13 protein-coding genes are annotated in these 16,094 nt (G+C 73.3%); 4 read left to right on the top strand and 9 right to left on the bottom strand.

Going from position 1 to position 16,094, the window contains the following annotated elements; translation table 11 throughout:
* Together GA0070558_RS30695 and GA0070558_RS30690 are read right to left on the bottom strand one after the other, a co-directional pair.
* Window positions 1–209, bottom strand: a 209-nt coding sequence (locus GA0070558_RS30695) for a transposase domain-containing protein (protein WP_176734454.1), incomplete at its 3' end; no start/stop codon positions are given.
* 128 nt (window positions 210–337) lie between these two features.
* Window positions 338–1,978 carry a sigma-70 family RNA polymerase sigma factor gene (locus GA0070558_RS30690; RefSeq protein WP_091286421.1) on the bottom strand — a complete coding sequence of 547 codons (1,641 nt, stop codon included), beginning with the start codon at window positions 1,976–1,978 and terminating at the stop codon, window positions 338–340.
* Between the two features lie 129 nt (window positions 1,979–2,107).
* Between GA0070558_RS30690 and GA0070558_RS33100 the strand changes: the two genes are divergently transcribed.
* A complete protein-coding gene (locus GA0070558_RS33100) occupies window positions 2,108–4,648 on the top strand; it encodes a S8/S53 family peptidase (protein WP_176734453.1) in 2,541 nt (846 codons plus the stop codon).
* A gap of 455 nt (window positions 4,649–5,103) precedes the next feature.
* Window positions 5,104–5,541: a helix-turn-helix transcriptional regulator gene (locus GA0070558_RS30680; protein ID WP_091286418.1), complete on the top strand. Its 438-nt coding sequence runs from the start codon at window positions 5,104–5,106 to the stop codon at window positions 5,539–5,541.
* Window positions 5,542–5,557: 16 nt separating this feature from the next.
* On the opposite strand, the gene GA0070558_RS30675 is transcribed toward GA0070558_RS30680, so the two are convergent.
* The 3 genes from GA0070558_RS30675 to GA0070558_RS30660 form a co-directional block, all read right to left on the bottom strand.
* On the bottom strand, window positions 5,558–6,418 hold the full coding sequence (locus GA0070558_RS30675; RefSeq protein WP_218107140.1) for a hypothetical protein: 861 nt from the start codon (window positions 6,416–6,418) through the stop codon (window positions 5,558–5,560).
* A gap of 470 nt (window positions 6,419–6,888) precedes the next feature.
* Window positions 6,889–7,122: an SRPBCC family protein gene (locus GA0070558_RS30665; RefSeq protein WP_256092223.1), complete on the bottom strand. Its 234-nt coding sequence runs from the start codon at window positions 7,120–7,122 to the stop codon at window positions 6,889–6,891.
* 138 nt (window positions 7,123–7,260) lie between these two features.
* Window positions 7,261–7,509 carry a helix-turn-helix domain-containing protein gene (locus GA0070558_RS30660; RefSeq protein WP_218107139.1) on the bottom strand — a complete coding sequence of 83 codons (249 nt, stop codon included), beginning with the start codon at window positions 7,507–7,509 and terminating at the stop codon, window positions 7,261–7,263.
* Between the two features lie 55 nt (window positions 7,510–7,564).
* Here GA0070558_RS30660 and nshR point away from each other — a divergent pair, with 55 nt between their 5' ends.
* Window positions 7,565–8,467 carry an NshR/TsnR family 23S rRNA methyltransferase gene (nshR, locus tag GA0070558_RS30655; protein WP_077935128.1) on the top strand — a complete coding sequence of 301 codons (903 nt, stop codon included), beginning with the start codon at window positions 7,565–7,567 and terminating at the stop codon, window positions 8,465–8,467.
* A gap of 13 nt (window positions 8,468–8,480) precedes the next feature.
* Here the strand turns inward: nshR and GA0070558_RS30650 are convergent, their stop codons facing one another.
* The 4 genes from GA0070558_RS30650 to GA0070558_RS30635 form a co-directional block, all read right to left on the bottom strand.
* Window positions 8,481–9,095: a dihydrofolate reductase family protein gene (locus GA0070558_RS30650; protein ID WP_043960776.1), complete on the bottom strand. Its 615-nt coding sequence runs from the start codon at window positions 9,093–9,095 to the stop codon at window positions 8,481–8,483.
* Window positions 9,096–9,141: 46 nt separating this feature from the next.
* Window positions 9,142–10,350 (bottom strand): DUF6986 family protein, encoded by a 1,209-nt coding sequence (locus GA0070558_RS30645; RefSeq protein ID WP_091286410.1) that lies wholly within the window; start codon window positions 10,348–10,350, stop codon window positions 9,142–9,144.
* 156 nt (window positions 10,351–10,506) lie between these two features.
* On the bottom strand, window positions 10,507–11,916 hold the full coding sequence (locus tag GA0070558_RS30640; protein WP_091286406.1) for a non-reducing end alpha-L-arabinofuranosidase family hydrolase: 1,410 nt from the start codon (window positions 11,914–11,916) through the stop codon (window positions 10,507–10,509).
* A gap of 271 nt (window positions 11,917–12,187) precedes the next feature.
* Window positions 12,188–12,868: a lytic polysaccharide monooxygenase auxiliary activity family 9 protein gene (locus GA0070558_RS30635; protein WP_218107138.1), complete on the bottom strand. Its 681-nt coding sequence runs from the start codon at window positions 12,866–12,868 to the stop codon at window positions 12,188–12,190.
* Window positions 12,869–13,513: 645 nt separating this feature from the next.
* Between GA0070558_RS30635 and GA0070558_RS30630 the strand changes: the two genes are divergently transcribed.
* Window positions 13,514–16,090, top strand: a complete 2,577-nt coding sequence (locus tag GA0070558_RS30630) for an AAA family ATPase (protein ID WP_176734452.1) — start codon at window positions 13,514–13,516, stop codon at window positions 16,088–16,090.
* Window positions 16,091–16,094 lie beyond the last annotated feature (4 nt).

The following is a 16,094-nucleotide window of genomic DNA, read 5'->3' as shown; positions in this document are numbered from 1 at the left end:
CCGAACTCGGCGAACAAACAGCCCGCGAGCAACAGATACACCACCACCCGCGAGGGCAGATCCCGCACCCGCCGCTGAAGACAACACGTCTGAGCCAGGACCGCATCAACCATCTCGAACGGCACCTGCCGCGTCAGCTCACCCAGATGACCCGGCGCGAACGGACCTGCCGCGACCCGCACCACACGCGCAATGACAGACTGGACCAACAGCGGGACTCCCAACGGTGAGGCATGTCTTGGCGGACGTACCTCTCTACCGGAGTCCCGCTGCCTGCATCCCCACCGACACGCCCCCTTGACCAGCCACCACCACGCTTAACTACCCGGCATTGCCGCTAGCCCGGCCGCAGGCACGGATCGGTGACCGGGTAGGACGGGCTCTGCGCGGTGCGGCCGTCGGCGGCGGTCGCCCGCACCGTCCAGGTCAGGGCCGACGCGCGGAGCTGGCCCACGCTCGCCCGCGCCGCCGACCCGTCCACGGTCATGGCCCGGCTCGACGCGGTCCCACCGGACGCGGTCCAGCGCACCTGGGCCGCCTCGATCTCGGCGCTGCCGGTGGCCTGCACGACCAGCGTGTAGGTGTCCGCCCCGCAGCGCACGTGCGCGCTCGCCCGCACCGTGAACGCCGTGGCCAGCTTCGGCGTGCCCGTCGGCCGGGGCGCGACCGGCGACCCGGTCGGCGAAGCCGTCGGTCCGGGCCCGGAGCCCGGTCCGGCGACCGGACCGGCAGCGCCGGGCGACGGCGCACCGGGCGGGACCGCACCGGTTGACGTGCCGCCGGTGCCGTCCGGCTCGGGTCCCGGCCCCGCCGGAGCCCCGGAGCCACCGGGGCTCCGGGGCTCGGCGGCGTCGGTCGGGCCCGCCGAGCCCGCCGACCCCACCGGGGGCGTCGCCGTTCCGTCGGCCGCCGCGCCGGAGGTCGCCGCCACCCGGTCCGCGGCCGGACGACCGGGCCCGAGCGCCCAGGTGCCGGCCGCGACGAGCAACACCAGCAGCCCGGCGCCCGCCGCCAGCCGACGCCGCCGCCGGGACCGCGACGCCGTACGCGGAGCCGCCGCCCCGGCCAGCGGGGCCGCCGCGCCGCCCCCGACCAACGCGGTGGCGGGCCCGGCGGCGGGCCGCTCCGCCGACCTCGCGGTGTGCCCGCCCCCCTCCGACGCCGCGCCCTCCGCCGGCCCGCCGTCGGGCGACCCCGGCCACACCGAGTCGGCCAGTCTCGGCCACACCGTGTCCGCGACGACCAGGAACCCCGGAGCCGTGTACGCGGAGAGCAGCGCCGCCGGGTTGAGCTGCTCGCGCCGGAGCAGCCCGCAGGTGGCGCAGCCGTCGATGTGCCGGGCGACCCGCTTGCGCAGGGTCGGGGTCAGCCGCCCCTGCCAGCCGTCGAGCACACCGGCGAGGGCCGGGCAGTCCCGGGACCCGCTGCGGGCGACGAGCAGCGCGCCGAGCGCCCGTTCGAGCTGCGAACGGGCCCGGGACAGCCGGGCGTGGGCGTGGTTGGTGGGCACCCCGAGAGCCGCGCCGATGTCGACGGAGGACAGGTCGTGACGGATCGCCAGGTGCACCACCTCGCGGTCGCCCGGGTTGAGCGCCGCCGCCGCGCTGTGCACGAGCTCACGCACCTGGTCGGCGTTGACCCCGGCGGCTGGGTCGACGGTGTCGGCGACCGGATCGCCCGCCTCCTCCAGCGCGGAGGAGCGGGACCGCTCCCGCAACTGCCGGAGGCATTCGTTGCGCACGATCGGGTACAGCCAGGGCCGCAGCCGGTCGGGGTCACGGAGCTGGTCGATGCGCCCACTGGCGGTGAGGAACGCGTCGTGGACGACGTCCGCGGCGGCCGCCGGCTCGCGCACCAGCACCCGCGCGTACGTGTAGAGCCGGTCGGCGTACCGCCGGTACATGCCCTCCAGGCCGGCCCGGTCGCCCCGGCGCACCGCCTCGACGAGCGCCCTGTCGTCCTGTGCCGCCGTGTCCATCCGTGCCCCCACCGCTCTCCGACCGGTCCAGTAGAACGGAAGAGATAAACCCGGTGCGTTTCTGTTGGCATGCCGACCCGTCCACGCTCCCACCGGTGTCAGCGCACCGCCGACACCGAGGAGACGCTCATGACACCGACACCCGCCAGCCGCCGTACCGCCGCCGTACCGCGCCGGTTCCTGGCCGCCGCCGTGGCGGCGGCGCTCGCCGCAGGCATGGTCACGAACACCGGGGCGGCCGCCGTCGCGGCGCCGGCGCCAACCACCACCACCGCCGCGCCGGCACCCGCCGGCTCGGCCGCGACGCCCGGCGGCACCGGCGGCGAACCGCTGGCCTTCCGGATCGACCCGGGGCTGCCCGCTCCCCGGCTGCCGATCGACCCCGTCGGCCGGCTCGGCACCGACCGGCAGCTCGGCGTGGTGGCCGGGCCGGACGGTTCGCCCGCCGGCCTGGTGCTCGACGAGGTGATGGTGCGGGTCGCCGACCAGGCCGAGTTGGACGCCTTCCTGACCCGCTGGGGCGGTCAGGTGCTCGACTCGTTCGCGCCGGACGAGCAGGGGCAGGACCACCTGGTTCGGGTGGACGCCGACCGCGCAGACCCGGCCAAGCTGGTCGAGGACCTGCGGGCCGCCGAGCCGGGCCAGTCCGGGGCCTACCGGGTCGGCGACGAGCGGGCGCTGCGGCTGCTCGCGCTCGCCGCCGCCGAGTGGCGGGCGGGGACCGAGCTGGTCCTCGACTGGCTGGTGGAGCCGACCGGCATCGTCGACGGCGAGGTCTACGAGGCCCCCGACATCACCAACAACGTCTTCGACTGGATGTTCATGGAGTACGGCGGCGCGATGGACATCGGGGTCGCGCCGGCCTGGCAGCTGCTGGAGGCCAAGGGCAAGCTGACCAAGCAGGTGAAATACCTGGTGCAGGACGGCGGGTTCCAGTCCAACCCCGACTTCCCGACCAAGGTGTCCCTGCACTCGGTGGAGTGGGGCAAGACCAACACCAACGACTGCACGGGCGGCAATCCCTGCCCGTGGCACGCCACGGACGTGGTGCTCGCCGCGATGGGCCGGGTCGACAACGGCTACGGCACCGCCGGGCCGGCCGGGCCGGTGGTCGACGAGCTGGTCGCCGTGCGCAACGGCATCGACTACTGGACGGTGCTGCGCCGGCTGGAGAAGGCTGCCGAGGCGAGCCACCCGGACGTGGTCAACCTCAGCTTCACCCGGGACGTGAACCTCGGCAAGTCCCACGCCAGCAAGTGGACCGACCGGCGGATGAAGCACGTCCGCGACACGGGCGCACTGATCGTCTCGTCCGCCGGCAACGACGCCGTGAACATCGACGGCGACACCCTCTACGTGCCGTGCGAGAGCACCCACGTCATGTGCGTGGGCGGCATGAGGACGGACGCGACGCTGGCGAACAAGTCGAACTACGGCACCAGCGACCTGACCACCTCGGTGGAGATCTACGGCCCCTACTGCGTCATGGGACTCAAGGACCCCGGCAACCCGGCCGTCAACGAGACCCGGTCCGACGCCTGCGGCACGAGCGTCGCCGCGCCGTTCGTGGGTGGCGTCGCCGCGCTGGTGATGGCCGCCGACCCGAGCCTGACCGCCGCGCAGGTCCGGGACATCCTCAACGACACCGCGCACGTCGGCGGGCTCGGTGCCCACGTGACGGGCAGCCAGCGCCGCATCGACGCCCTGGCCGCCGTCGCCAAGGCACTGGGGGTCAAGGTCGACAAGCCCGCGGTGAGCATCAGCGCGCCGACGACCGGGCAGCACGTCGGGGTGGGCCAGTCGGTCGACCTGTGGGGCATGGCGACCGACTTCCTCGGCAAGCAGCTCCCGATCACCTGGATCAGCAGCCTCGACGGCGTGCTGGGCCACGAGTCGCAGACGTTCGTGCCGTCGCTGTCGCCCGGCACCCACGTCATCACGGCCAAGGCCACCGACGGCCTCGGGCGCACCGGCTCGGCGACCGTCTCCGTCACGGTGGTGGACAGCCCGACGACCGCGGCCATCATCTCGCCTCCGGTCGGGTTGACGCTCGCCCCGGGCCAGTCCGTCAGTCTGGTCGGCACGTCACACGACCCGGACGCGTTCGGGCCGGTGCCCGACGCCGAGGCGTCCTGGACGGTCCGGCGGGGCGGGACGGTGGTCCACCAGCAGACCGGGCACCTGGCCCTCCTGCCGGCCGGCAAGGTCACGGCGGGGTCGTACACGGCGACGTTCACGGCCGGCGGCGCGAGCGCGCAGCGCAGCTTCACGGTCGCCGCGCTGCTGGCCGGGCAGAACCGGCCGACCGCCACGATCACCAAGCCGGCGGCGGCGCTGGACCTGTCGGCGATCGACGGCAAGCCGAAGGTCGTCGCGTTCGCCGGCACGGTCACCGACGTGGAGGACGGCGCGGTCGCCGGGACCCGCTACCGGTGGACCGCCTACGGCGACGGCGGCGTCAAGAAGGTGCTCTGCCAGGGCAGCGCGGTGCCCACCGGCGGCCCGGTCGACGACATCGTCCTGCCGAAGAGCTGCGCCGGCTTCAGCGCGGAGCTGGGCCTGGGCGCGGGCAACGTCACCACCTGGTCGGTGTGGCTGGAGGTCTTCGACTCGGCCGGGCTGGTCGGCGTGGACTCCGTGCCGGTGCGGATCCAGGTGGCCACGCCCTGACCCGGGCGTCCGTCGGTCACCGGGGCCCGGCCGTTCGGCCGGGCCCTCCCGGCTGGGCAGCCTCCGGTGGGCCGCGGCACCCGGCACGCCTTGGGCACTCCCCGTGATGATCGCGGGGCCGCGCACCCTGCGGCCAGTCGACCTGACTCTTCGTGATTCTCCTCCGGCCCCCACCGATGCCCTCGACCGCTTTGCTCTGCACCCATCGGCGCAGCACCTCGCCTGACCAGCGCTCACACCAGAGCACGGACGATCAAGGCCGCAACGACCGATGACGCTACGTGGCTGTTGCGCAGGTGGGTGCAGAGCAAAGGGAGCCCGGTGGGGTGGGCCGTCGAGCGAGACGGCCACTCTACGTCACCGATCGGCGCTCAGGAGGGAGCGACCGCAGGAGATGGCGATGCCCACGGCACGGTCCTTCGTCGCGGCGCGGACGGGGTGGCATGATCCCGGGAGTGACCAGCGGTGCCGCCGAAGCCCAGCGCCTGCGTGACCTCGCGCGGCTGCGGCGGGTCCGCGACCGGATCGACCGGGACTACGCCCAGCCGCTGGACGTGGAGGCGCTCGCCCGGGGGGCGAACATGTCGGCCGGCCACCTCAGCCGCCAGTTCCGCCTCGCCTACGGCGAGTCGCCGTACTCCTACCTGATGACGCGACGCATCGAGCGCGCGATGGCGCTGTTGCGCCGTGGCGACCTCAGCGTCACCGAGGTCTGTTTCGCGGTCGGCTGCGCGTCGCTGGGCACCTTCAGCACCCGCTTCACCGAGCTGGTGGGGATGCCGCCCGGCACCTACCGGCAGCGCGCGGCGCTCAGCACCGTGGGGCTGCCGGCCTGCGTGTCGAAGCAGGTGACCAGGCCCGTCCGGGACACTCCCCGGCACCAGGCGACCTGACCAGGGGGAACCTCGATCACCAGCCGCCCTGGAAGAAGGCCAGGAGCGCCGGTGCCGGGTCCGCCGCAGTGGTCGCGTTCGCCACCGCCAGTGCGACCGCCGGCAGCAGCAACAGCGCCGAGAGAAGGCCGTACGCCGCGAGCACCTGCCGCCTGCGCCGGTCAGCGGGGCGGGTCGCCGCGAATCTCCGCCAGGCCAGCACGCTCGTGGCGACGAGGACCACCGCCACGACAGCGGCCGTCCCGGCCATCGCCTCGTGATACCAGGAGAAGTCGTCGATCATGAGGTCGAGGGCGGGCGAGCTGCTGCCGCCGGTGCCGCCCGACTCGGCCAGTCCCTGCTCGACCTGGGTCAGGGTGTCGGCGAGGTCCGCGTCGGTCACGCCTTCGGTCAGCATCGGCAGCAACGAGGCGAAGGGCGCGACGGCACCCTGGACGTTGGCCATCACCATCGCCAACGAGAACGGCGCGAGCACCGCGACGAGGACGCCGGCCGCCGCGAGGGCGGCCCGCTTCCCCGCCCCGAGACCGCCGGTCGTCACGAACGCCCTGGCGAGACGAAAGCCGAGGGCGACCAGCACGGTCAGCAACAGCGCGGCGAGCACGGCCTTGACCAGGTGGTAGCGGGACCAGTAGTCGACCACCCGCGCCAGGTCCGGGGGAAGGTCCCGGTCGCCGGAGCGCCAGTATGCGACGAACGCCGCCCGCAGGGCCTCGCTGAGGTCGCGCCTGTCGACGATGCCACCCGCCCGGTCCGCCGTCAGCGCGGGCGGGGCGACGACGAAGGCGACGACCAGGGCCGCGGCGAGTACGCCGAGCGCGGCGATGACCCGGCCGGAGGCGCCAGCCGGGCGCGGCGGGGCAGCGGAACTGATCACGAGGGCTCCCTGGATCGATCGAGTGGGTGAGCGGGGCCCGCCGTCCCGGTCGTGGGTCACGGTCGACCCCGCAGGTACGTGAGGACGGCGAGGACCCGCCGGTGGCCAGCCTCGGCACCGTCAGCGCGAGCAGGCCCACCCCGACCAGGCTGAGCACCACCGCGACCGACACGTAGGTGCCGGCCCACCAGTGTGGCGCCGCCCCCGACCGCCCGCGCCCCTTCCGCCTCGAGCACCCCGACGGCCAGGGCCAGCGGAGCCAGCGGGAAGGAGAGTACGAGCCAGAGCAGACCCGCGGCCACGGCCGTGGTCGCGGTGTAGGCGATCCCGCGCCACGGCCACGTCGACAGGAGGAAGCCAGGCCGCATCACCGCCCTGAGCAGCGTGGTCGTCGACGTCATACGCCCAAGCTAGCCAAGGGGACCGGTGCGAACCAGGACGCTGGACCGAGTCTTCGGGTGGCGCTGGCCCTACCCGGCGAGCAGGCCGTCGATCTGGCCCAGGGCCTCGCGGAGGCCCTCCTCCATGCCCATGTTCACCATTCGCTCGAGCTGCTCGGCGTCGACGAAGCTGCTGACCAGCGTCAGTCGGGTGCGCGCACCGTCGGCCGTCAGCGTCGCGACGGCGTGGGTCGGCCGGTCGGTGTCGGTCGGGGTGCCGTGCTCGTCCGAGAAGCCGTGGCCGGCCAGGTCGGCGGCCCCCACCACCGCTCCAGCTGGCGGGCGTCCGCCCACACCTGCCACACACGCTCGATCCCGGCGTCGAACTCGGCGACGAAGGTCAGCGTCAACGCCTCGGCGTCCTTCTGGATGCTCGTCACGGGCATGGTTCGGTTTCCTCTCTCAGTCTTCGGCGATCAGCTGGTCGATGCGGGCCACACGTTCCCGCCAGATCTCCTCGTACGCGTCGAGGAGCCTGGCGGCCCGGCGGAGCACGGTCATGTTCGCGTGCACGAGCTGCTCCCTCCCCCGCCGCTCCTTCGTCACGAGCGAGGCTCTCTCGAGCACCGCGACGTGCTTCTGCACGGCCGCGAAGCTCATCGGGTAGTGCCGGGCGAGCGCCGAGACGGACTCCGCGGGCTGGCCCACCACGAACGGCCGGTCCACCACGGACGGGGCCGATCACGCCTCTGTTAGGGTCGATTTCGTGGTAAACCTCGACGTCATCACCGACCGGTCGGATCCGGCCGTGCAGCGGATCGCCGACGTCACCAAACCCTCGCGGTCCGTCGTCCGCACCGTGCTCATCGAGGACGCCGAGCCGCTGGTCGAGTGCATCCGCGCCGGGCTTGAGTTCATCGAGGTCTACGGGGTGGAGACCACCCCACTGCCCGGCGAGGTGCTCGCGGCCTGCCGGCAGCGGGAGATCCCGGTCCGCCTGGTCGGGGCACCGATCATGAACGACCTGTTCAAGACGGACAAGAAGCCCAAGGCGTTCGGGATCGCCCGGGTCCCGAGGCCGTGGAGCTTCGACGAGTTGGCCCGCACGACCGGCGACATCATCGTCCTGGACGGCGTGAAGATCGTCGGCAACATCGGCGCCATCGTGCGCACGTCCTTCGCGCTCGGCGCCGGCGGCATCGTGCTCGTGGACAGCGACCTCACCACCATCGCGGACCGACGCCTGGTCCGGGCCAGCCGGGGCTACGTCTTCTCGCTCCCGATCGTGCTCGCGTCGCGCGCCGACGCCATCGCCCACTTCCGGCGCACCGGCGTCCCCCTGGTCGCCTTCGACACCGAGGGCGACCTCGCGGTCGGCGACCTGCGCGACGCCGACGAGCAGCTCGCGCTCCTGCTCGGCAGCGAGAAGACCGGCACGTCGAGCTCCTTCGAGAGCATCGCCAGCCACTCGGTGTCGATCCCCATCAACCCGGCCGCGGAGTCGCTGAACGTCTCCGTCTGCGCCGGGATCGCGCTCTACGAGCGGTCCCACTGGAACCTCGCCGACCGGCGGCGCGCGCCGCAGCCGCCCCGGGCCGAGCGGCCGGCTGCGGGGCGCGGCTCCGGGCGGCCCACGCGACCGGCCTACCCGGGCCGCCGGAGCCGCTGACCCGACCCGTGCGCTACCTCCCGCCCGGCACCTGGTCCTTGATCTCGTCGTAGCCGACCTTCCCGGGTGCCACGGTCGGGGCGTAGATCACGCGGAGCACGCCCGTCGGATACGCCTCCGTCGCCGTCACCCTCAGGTGGTACGGCGCGTCCCCCTCGTCGAACAGCCGGCGCCCCTTGCGCGCCGCCACCGGATGCACCAGCAGGCGCAGCTCGTCGACCAGCCCCGCGGCGAGCAGTTGCTGCACCACGGAGATCGACCCGGGGATGAGAATGCCCCGGATGCCGGCGTCGGACCTGAGCGAGGCGACAGCCTCCAGGAGATCGCCGTCGACCAGCTCGGAGTTGCGCCACGAGAACTCCAGCGGCTGGCGCGAGACGACCACCTTGCGCATGTCCCCGAGCTGCTTGGCGAACGGCGCGTCGTCCCCACCGGCGGCCTCGCGGTCGGGCCAGGCCCCGGCGAAGCTGTCGTAGGTCTCGCGGCCGATGAGCAGCACGTCGGCGGCGTCGTAGTCCTCGCCGACGGCGCGGCCCATGTTCTCGTCGAAGTACGGCATGTGCCAGTCGGGATCGATCTCGGCCACCCCGTCGGCCGAGATGAAGAGCGTGGAGATGACCTTCGCCATCGGATGCCCCCTTGGGATCAGGTGATTCGGTAGGCAGACCGGCGCATCATCCCAAACTCATCGGCCGGCCACCGGCCGTCTCGCGCAGGTGGGAGCGGTCGACGCCGGCCAGGCCGACCACCTCGGCGTCGTCCAGCGCCCCGCAGTCCAGTCCGCGCAGCAGGAACCCGGCGAGCGCCCGGGCGGTGGCCGGCTCGTCGAGGATGCCGCTGTCGGCCCGGTCGAGGTACGCCCGCAGCCGCCCGGCAGCCGCCGGCAGCCCGTCCCGATAGAAGGCGAACGTCGCCGCGAAGCGGGTGGGCAGCTGCCCGGGGTGCAGGTCCCAGCCCTGGTAGAGGCCGCGTTCCAGGGACCGGCGGACCAGCCGCAGGTGCAGCTCCCAGCCGGCGTGCACCGCCGCGCGGTCGCCGACCGGCAGCACGTTGGTCGACCCGTCGCTGACCGCGACCCCGGTGCCGGCCGCCGCCACCTGGAGCACCGCCTTGGCGTGGTCGGCCACCGGATGCTCCAGGCTCTGCCAGCCGGCGGCGACCCCCAGCGCGGCGGAGTAGTCGTAGGTGCCGTAGTGCAGCCCGACGCAGCGCCCGGCGGCGGCGTGCACCATCCGGGCGACGGTCGCGGTGCCGTCGGCCCCGAGCACGGCCTGCGGGGTCTCCACCTGGATCTCGAAGCGCAGGGACGGCAGCCGGTGGGCGGCCTCCAACTCGGCGCAGAGCTGCACCATCGCCTCGACCTGGGGCAGCGACGTCACCTTCGGCAGGGTCACCCGGAACCCGTCGGGCAGGGTCCGGTGCCGCAGCAGCGCGTCGAGGAAGAGGTCGAGCGTGCGTACCGCCCGGCGGCGCGTCGCCGGCTCCAGCGACTTGATCCGCAGCCCGACGTGGCGGGGCGCCGGCCCCCGGGCGAGCGCGGTGGCGGCGGCCAGGACGGCGGCGTCCTCCTCGGCGTCGTCCCGGACGCCGTACCCGTCCTCGAAGTCGATCCGCAGGTCCTCGATGGGCTCGGCGGCGAGCTTGGCGCGGACCCGGGCGGCCAGCACGTCGGCCACGCCGGGCAGCGGGCCGTGCCGGTCGAGCGCCGCGAGCGCGGCGGCCCGCCACTCGTCGACGGTGTCCGGGCCGTACCGGTCGGCCGGCACGTAGACGGTGTGCACGGGCTGGCCCGTCGGCGCCAGGCCCGGGTAGCGCGCGGCCCGCTGCCGGTCGTCGTCGGCGAGGAGGGCGTCGAGCCGGCGCAGGACTGCGGGGTCCAACATCTATCGATCATCCCGCATGCGGGCAGGGCGAGGAAGCCCGGCGACGCGGTCGCCGGACCACCACGACGATGCGGCGGGTCCGGTCTGCGCCGGACCCGCCGCTCGATCGAACTCACGCCGGCCGCTGACTCACGCCGTCAGCGTCGGCTCGCACTGTCAGCGCTGCAGGGTCAGCAGACCCGGCCGGTACGGCAGGAGGCCGTAGTCGACGCCGTTGGAGCTGGGGGAACGACCCTGGTAGAGCAGCTGCAGGTTGCACGGGTCGACGGTGAACGTCTGGTCGGCGCTGGTGCGGATCAGCTCACCGTGGCTGATGTCGTTGGTCCAGGTCGCGCCGCTGTTGGCCTTGCCGGCGAACGGGTTGCTCTCCGTCGCCGCCTGCGGCGTCCAGTTGCCGTCCAGGCTGGTGGCCGTGAACGATCGGAAGTAGCGGCCCTGCGCGCCCATCGCCTCGACGATCATCAGGTACCGGGTCTGGCCCTGGAGCTTGTAGACCTGCACCGCCTCGAACAGGTTCGCCTGGGTGTCGCTCATGATCGTCGTGTACGACGAGCCGAAGCTGCCCGGGAAGTTCCCGAGCGGCATGCTCGACCGGTAGATCTTGCCGTTGTCCCCGGCGAAGAACAGGTACATGTTCCGGTCGTCGGCGATCAGGGTCTGGTCGATCGGCCCGGTGCCGGAGCCGGTGATGCTGCCCGTGAACAGCGTCTGCGGCGCGGACCACCCGTTGGCGTTGGTCGGGTCGGTCGACGTGCGGTAGTTGAACGCCGCCCCGCCCCACTGGTAGGCCAGCACCCAGATGTTCTTCGGCGCGAAGTAGAACAGCGTCGGTGCGACCGTCCCCGAGGACATGGTGTTCTGGCTCGCGGTGGCCATCTCCGACCAGTTCGTGAACAGCCCGAAGTTCATCGAGCCCCACCTGGTGCCGAAGTCGTGGGTCGTCGCGTAGACGAGCTGCTTGCCGTTGTAGGGGGCGACGGTGAAGTCCTTCAGCGAGACCCAGCCGGACTTCGGCTGCGCCAGCGCGCCCGTTGACGACCACCGGTACGTCGACGGCAGGTTGCAGGTGCCGGTGGGCGGGGGCGTCGTGGGGGGCGGCGTCGTCGGCGGGGTGGTCGGCGACCCCGTCGGCGGGGTCGTCGGCGTCGTGCCGCCGTTGCACGTCACGCCGTTCACGGCGAAACTCGTCGGCACCGGGTTGCTGCCCGACCACGACCCGTTGAAGCCGAACGACACCGAGCCGTTGGTCGCGATCGCCCCGTTGTAGCTCACGTTCTTCGCGGTGACCGCAGTCCCGCTCTGGGTGACCGTCGCGTTCCACGCCTGCGTGACCTTCTGGCCCGCGCCGTAGGACCACGTCAGCGTCCAACTGCTCAACGGGTCGCCCAGGTTGGTGATCGACACGTTGGCGCCGAATCCCTCCTGCCACTGCGACGACACGGCATAGTTCACCGAGCAGCCGGCGGCTGCGGCGTTGGCCGGCAATGCCACGGCGACCGTCGCCGAAGCCAGCAACGCGACGCCGGCGGACACCACACCAACATTGGTCGCTTTGGATCTTGCCATAAGGCATCCTCCTGATGGGACGGCGGCCTGCAATTGGTGGTGGCCTCTACATGTGACCGTTAACAGCCGCGTCAGGTATGTTACGGGAGCGCTCCCATCGCCTCAAGACATTGATGACCGGCCAACTCTTACGGCGCAATGAAGCTGAGCCTCGGCTCAGGACTGCGCGGGTCGCGTCCGCGCGGGGGCCCGGCCACGCAGCAGCGGGCACTGCTCCGGGCCGGAACAACGTTCCGGCCCGGAGCAGTGCCAGTGCGGTCGGTCTTGCCGATCAGGAGAAGTTCACGTCGCTGCACCACATGTAGGCCTGGTCGAGGTGCGACGCCTGCCAGATGACGAAGACGATGTGGTGGCCGGTGTATCCGGAGGTCGAGACGTTGAACGTGATGTTCTGCGCCGGCGCGTACCGCCCGGTCTGCGTGATGAAGTCGAGGTTCCCCCAGCCGAGACTCTGGGTGGCGGGGTTGAACCCCTGCTTGCTGACGTAGACCTTGAAGTAGTCAGCGCCGTGGCTGGCCTGGTCGTAGAGCTGCATCGAGAAGTTGCGACCGATGTTGGTCTTCTTCCACGCGCCGGGCCTGTTCAGGCTGTCGTTCCGGCTGAGGGCGTTGCTGCACAGCTGCCCGTCGGGGGTCTTGGCCTGGAACTGGCCGCCGAGGCCGTCCCGGAGCGCGCTCATCCAGTTCCACATGGTGTCCGGGTTGGCCTGGAATGCCTGGTAGCACATGGGGTCCTGCTGCTGCATGGCCGGATCCGTGTGATGGCTGCCCCATGCCTGCCAGCACTGGTAGGCGCGGGTTGCCGGACTGACGATGGTGCCGTGGGCCTGAGCCGCGCCGGCCCAGGTCAGCGTGCCGGCCAGCATGGCGAACACCACGACGAGCGCCTGCACGGACCGGCGGACGGCCGAGGGGGACCGGCGACCGGATTGATCGGATTGGGGTGGAAGCACAGTACATCCTCCTTCTCCGGCGCTCAAATAGGGTTAAGAGCGCTTTCCACCAGCATCGCACCAATAGGTCACTATATCAATGATCATCTATAAATACCTGGCCGAGCAGGACATTCGGCGTGCTTCCCGCGCTTTCGATCCGGGCCCTCGCCCCAGGTAGGTAGCCGGGTCGAGGCGGAATGAGCAGTCGTTGCTCAGGATGCGAAAAGGCGTCGTCCCGAGACTGGTTCCAGCGAGCCGGGCTCCCGGTTCACCGGTCCAGGAGCGACGAAGCCATGCCGTACACCACCTTTGCCCGTGCCGAGAGACACCGCCGACGCCGCCGCCGACGCCTCGCCGCGGCGGCCCTCGCCGCCGTCACGGCCGCGACCGTCTCCCCCGTCGCCGCGGCCCCGCCCGCCGCCGGCCGAACCTGCCCGTGCCGGACGCCCTCGTGGTGATGCTCCGCCCGCAGGTCCGCTCCGCCCCGTTGACCTGGTGATCCGTACGGAACAACGGGCGTCCGGAACCACCGGCCGCCCGAGCCGTGCTGTGCCTTCGGACGATCACCGGCCGTCGCCACGGGTGCGAGGATTGGCCCCGCCGGGCCGGCTGGCGGGCCGTGCTGCCGGCAACCGGGGAGACCGGGCAGGACAGGGGGCGACGGTGGCGACTGCGACCGCGATCGGTTGGCCGTTCGTCGGCCGGCACGCCGAGGTGGAACAGGTGACCGACGCGCTCGTCGCCGGGCACCTCGACGCGGTGCTGCTGACCGGCGCGTCCGGGGTCGGCAAGAGCCGGCTGGCGCGGGAGTGCCTGGCCGAGGCGGAGTCCCGGGGCCACCCGGTCGCGCACGTGGCCGCCACCGCCAGCGCCTCCGCCGTACCGCTGTCCGCGCTGGCCCCGCTGCTGCCGGCCCAGGTCCAACTGGCCGATCCGCACCAACTCTTCGAGGCGGTGCGCCACCGGCTGCGCGAGCAGACCGGCGGCCGGCGTTTCGTCCTCGCGGTGGACGACGTCGACCTGCTCGACACGGTCTCCCTGGCGTTGTTGCAGTTCCTGCTGGCCGACGGCAGCCTCTTCGTGATCGCCACCCAACGCACCGAGAGCCAGGTGCCGGACGCGCTGGACAGCCGGTGGCGGGACGGGCGGGCGCTGCGGCTGCGGCTCGACTCGCTGGAACGGCGCAGCGTCGAGACCCTGCTCCACTTCGCCCTCGGCGGCCCGGTCAGCGCCGCGGCCAGCGAGGCGCTCTGGCAGGCGAGCCAGGGCAATGTGCTCTACCTGCGGGAACTCGTGAGCTGCGGGCAGCGGGACGGCACCCTCGCCTGCGCCGACGGGACGTGGCGGCTGACCGGCCCGTTGACCGGCAGCGCCGGCGTGGTGGAGATGGTCAGCCGACGGCTGCACGCCCTGACCCCCGGGCACCGCGCCGTGCTCGAACTGCTGGCCCTGTGCGAGCCGCTGGGCGTGGACGACCTGCTGGCGCACGCACCGATGGACGTCCTGGCCGATCTGGAGGAGCAGGGCCTGGTCCAGGTCCGGGAGGACGGCCGCCGACAGGACCTCACCCTGGTCCATCCGCTGCACGCCCAGGCGCTGCAACGGGCCATGCCCCGGCTGCGCGCCCGGTCGCTGTTGCTCACCCAGGCCGACCGGATCGAGGCCTACGGGGCCCGGCGCAGTGGGGACCCGCTGCGGCTGGCCTCGTGGCGGCTCGACGCGACCGGCACCGCCGACCCGGACCTGCTGGCCCGGGCCGCCCACCTGGCCCGGTTCGCACACGACCTGCCCCGCACCGCGCGCCTGGCGGAGGCCGCGCTGCGGCACGGCCCCGATCCGGCGGTCGGCCTGCTGCTCGGCGCGGCCCTGCACGAGCAGGCCCGCTACGTCGAGGCGGAGCGGGCATTCGCCGCGGCGGCGGGGGTGGCCGGCGGGCCCCCGTTGCTGCGGCTCGCGGTGACCCGGGCACTCAACCTGCTGCACGGCCTGCGCGACGTGGCCGGGGCGAACGCCTGCCTGGCGGACGTACGCGCCCAGGTGCCGCCCGACCATCCGGCGCTCGCCGCGGTGGAGGCGCTGCTGCTCAACGAGACGGACACCGACTCGGCGCTGCGGCGGCTGGGCGACGAGCCCGCCGACGAGCACCACGACCTCAGCCAGGTGCTGTGGCTGCGGACGCAGGCCACCCTGCTGGTCGACGCCGGGCGGATGGTCGACGCGGTGGCCGGCGCGGAACGGGGCGTCGACCTGCACCAGCGGCTCGACCACCGGATGGTGGTGTCGCACCCGGCCACCCAGCTCACCGTGCTCGGCGAGGCGCTGCTGCGACAGGGCCGCCTCGACGAGGCGACGCGGGCCGTCCGGCGGGGCCTGCGCCTGGCGGTCGGCGACGGCGTCGATTCGCTGATCGGGGTCTTCTCGGCCCAGCTCGGCGCGCTCGCGCTGCTGCGCGGCCGGGTCGCCACCGCCGAACGGCACTTCCGGGAGGCGCTCGCCCAGCTGCGCGGGACCGGCCGCCCGGCGGCCCTCGGCGCGGCGCTGTCCGGGCTGATCGTCTCGCTGGCCTGGCAGGGCGCGCCGGCCCCGGACGACCCGCTCGACGATTCGGAGCGCGACCTCGTCACGCCGGCCGCCCGGGCCTGGGCGCTGGCCGGCGCGGGGCAGCAGCGGGAGGCCCGCCAGGAGCTGCTGGCCGGGGCCGCGACCGCGCTGGGCCGGGGCCGGCGGGGGCTGGCCGTGGAGCTGCTGCACGACGCGGTGCGGCTCGGCGACCAGGACGCCGCCCGGCAGTTGCTCACGGTGTCGGGCGTGCAGGGCAAGCTCGCCGCCGCGCGGGTCGGGCACGCTCGGGCGGTGCTCGACCGCGACCCGGAGGCGCTCGCGGCGGAAGCCCGCGCGTTCGAGGTGTGCGGTGCGGACCTGTTCGCGGCGGAGGCGCTGGTCACCGCCGCCGACCTGCACCGGTCGGCGGGCCGCCCCCGGCAGGCGGCGCTGTGCGCCAACCAGGCGGCGGCGCTCGCCGCGCGCTGCGAGGGGGCGCGCACTCCGGGCCTGCTCACCTCGTCGGCGCAGCAGCCGCTGACCGCCCGGGAACGCGAGATCGCGCTGCTGGTCGCCGGGGGCCAGAGCAGCCGCAGCATCGCCGAGACCCTGGTCATCTCGGTGCGCACCGTGGACAACCACCTGCAGAGCATCTACGCCAAGTGCGGGGTGACAGCCGGAGCGGGCTGGCCGAGATGATCGG

The organism is Micromonospora haikouensis, from assembly GCF_900091595.1.
Classification (GTDB): domain Bacteria; phylum Actinomycetota; class Actinomycetes; order Mycobacteriales; family Micromonosporaceae; genus Micromonospora; species Micromonospora haikouensis.
This window is presented reverse-complemented; position numbering and strand designations above follow the sequence as displayed.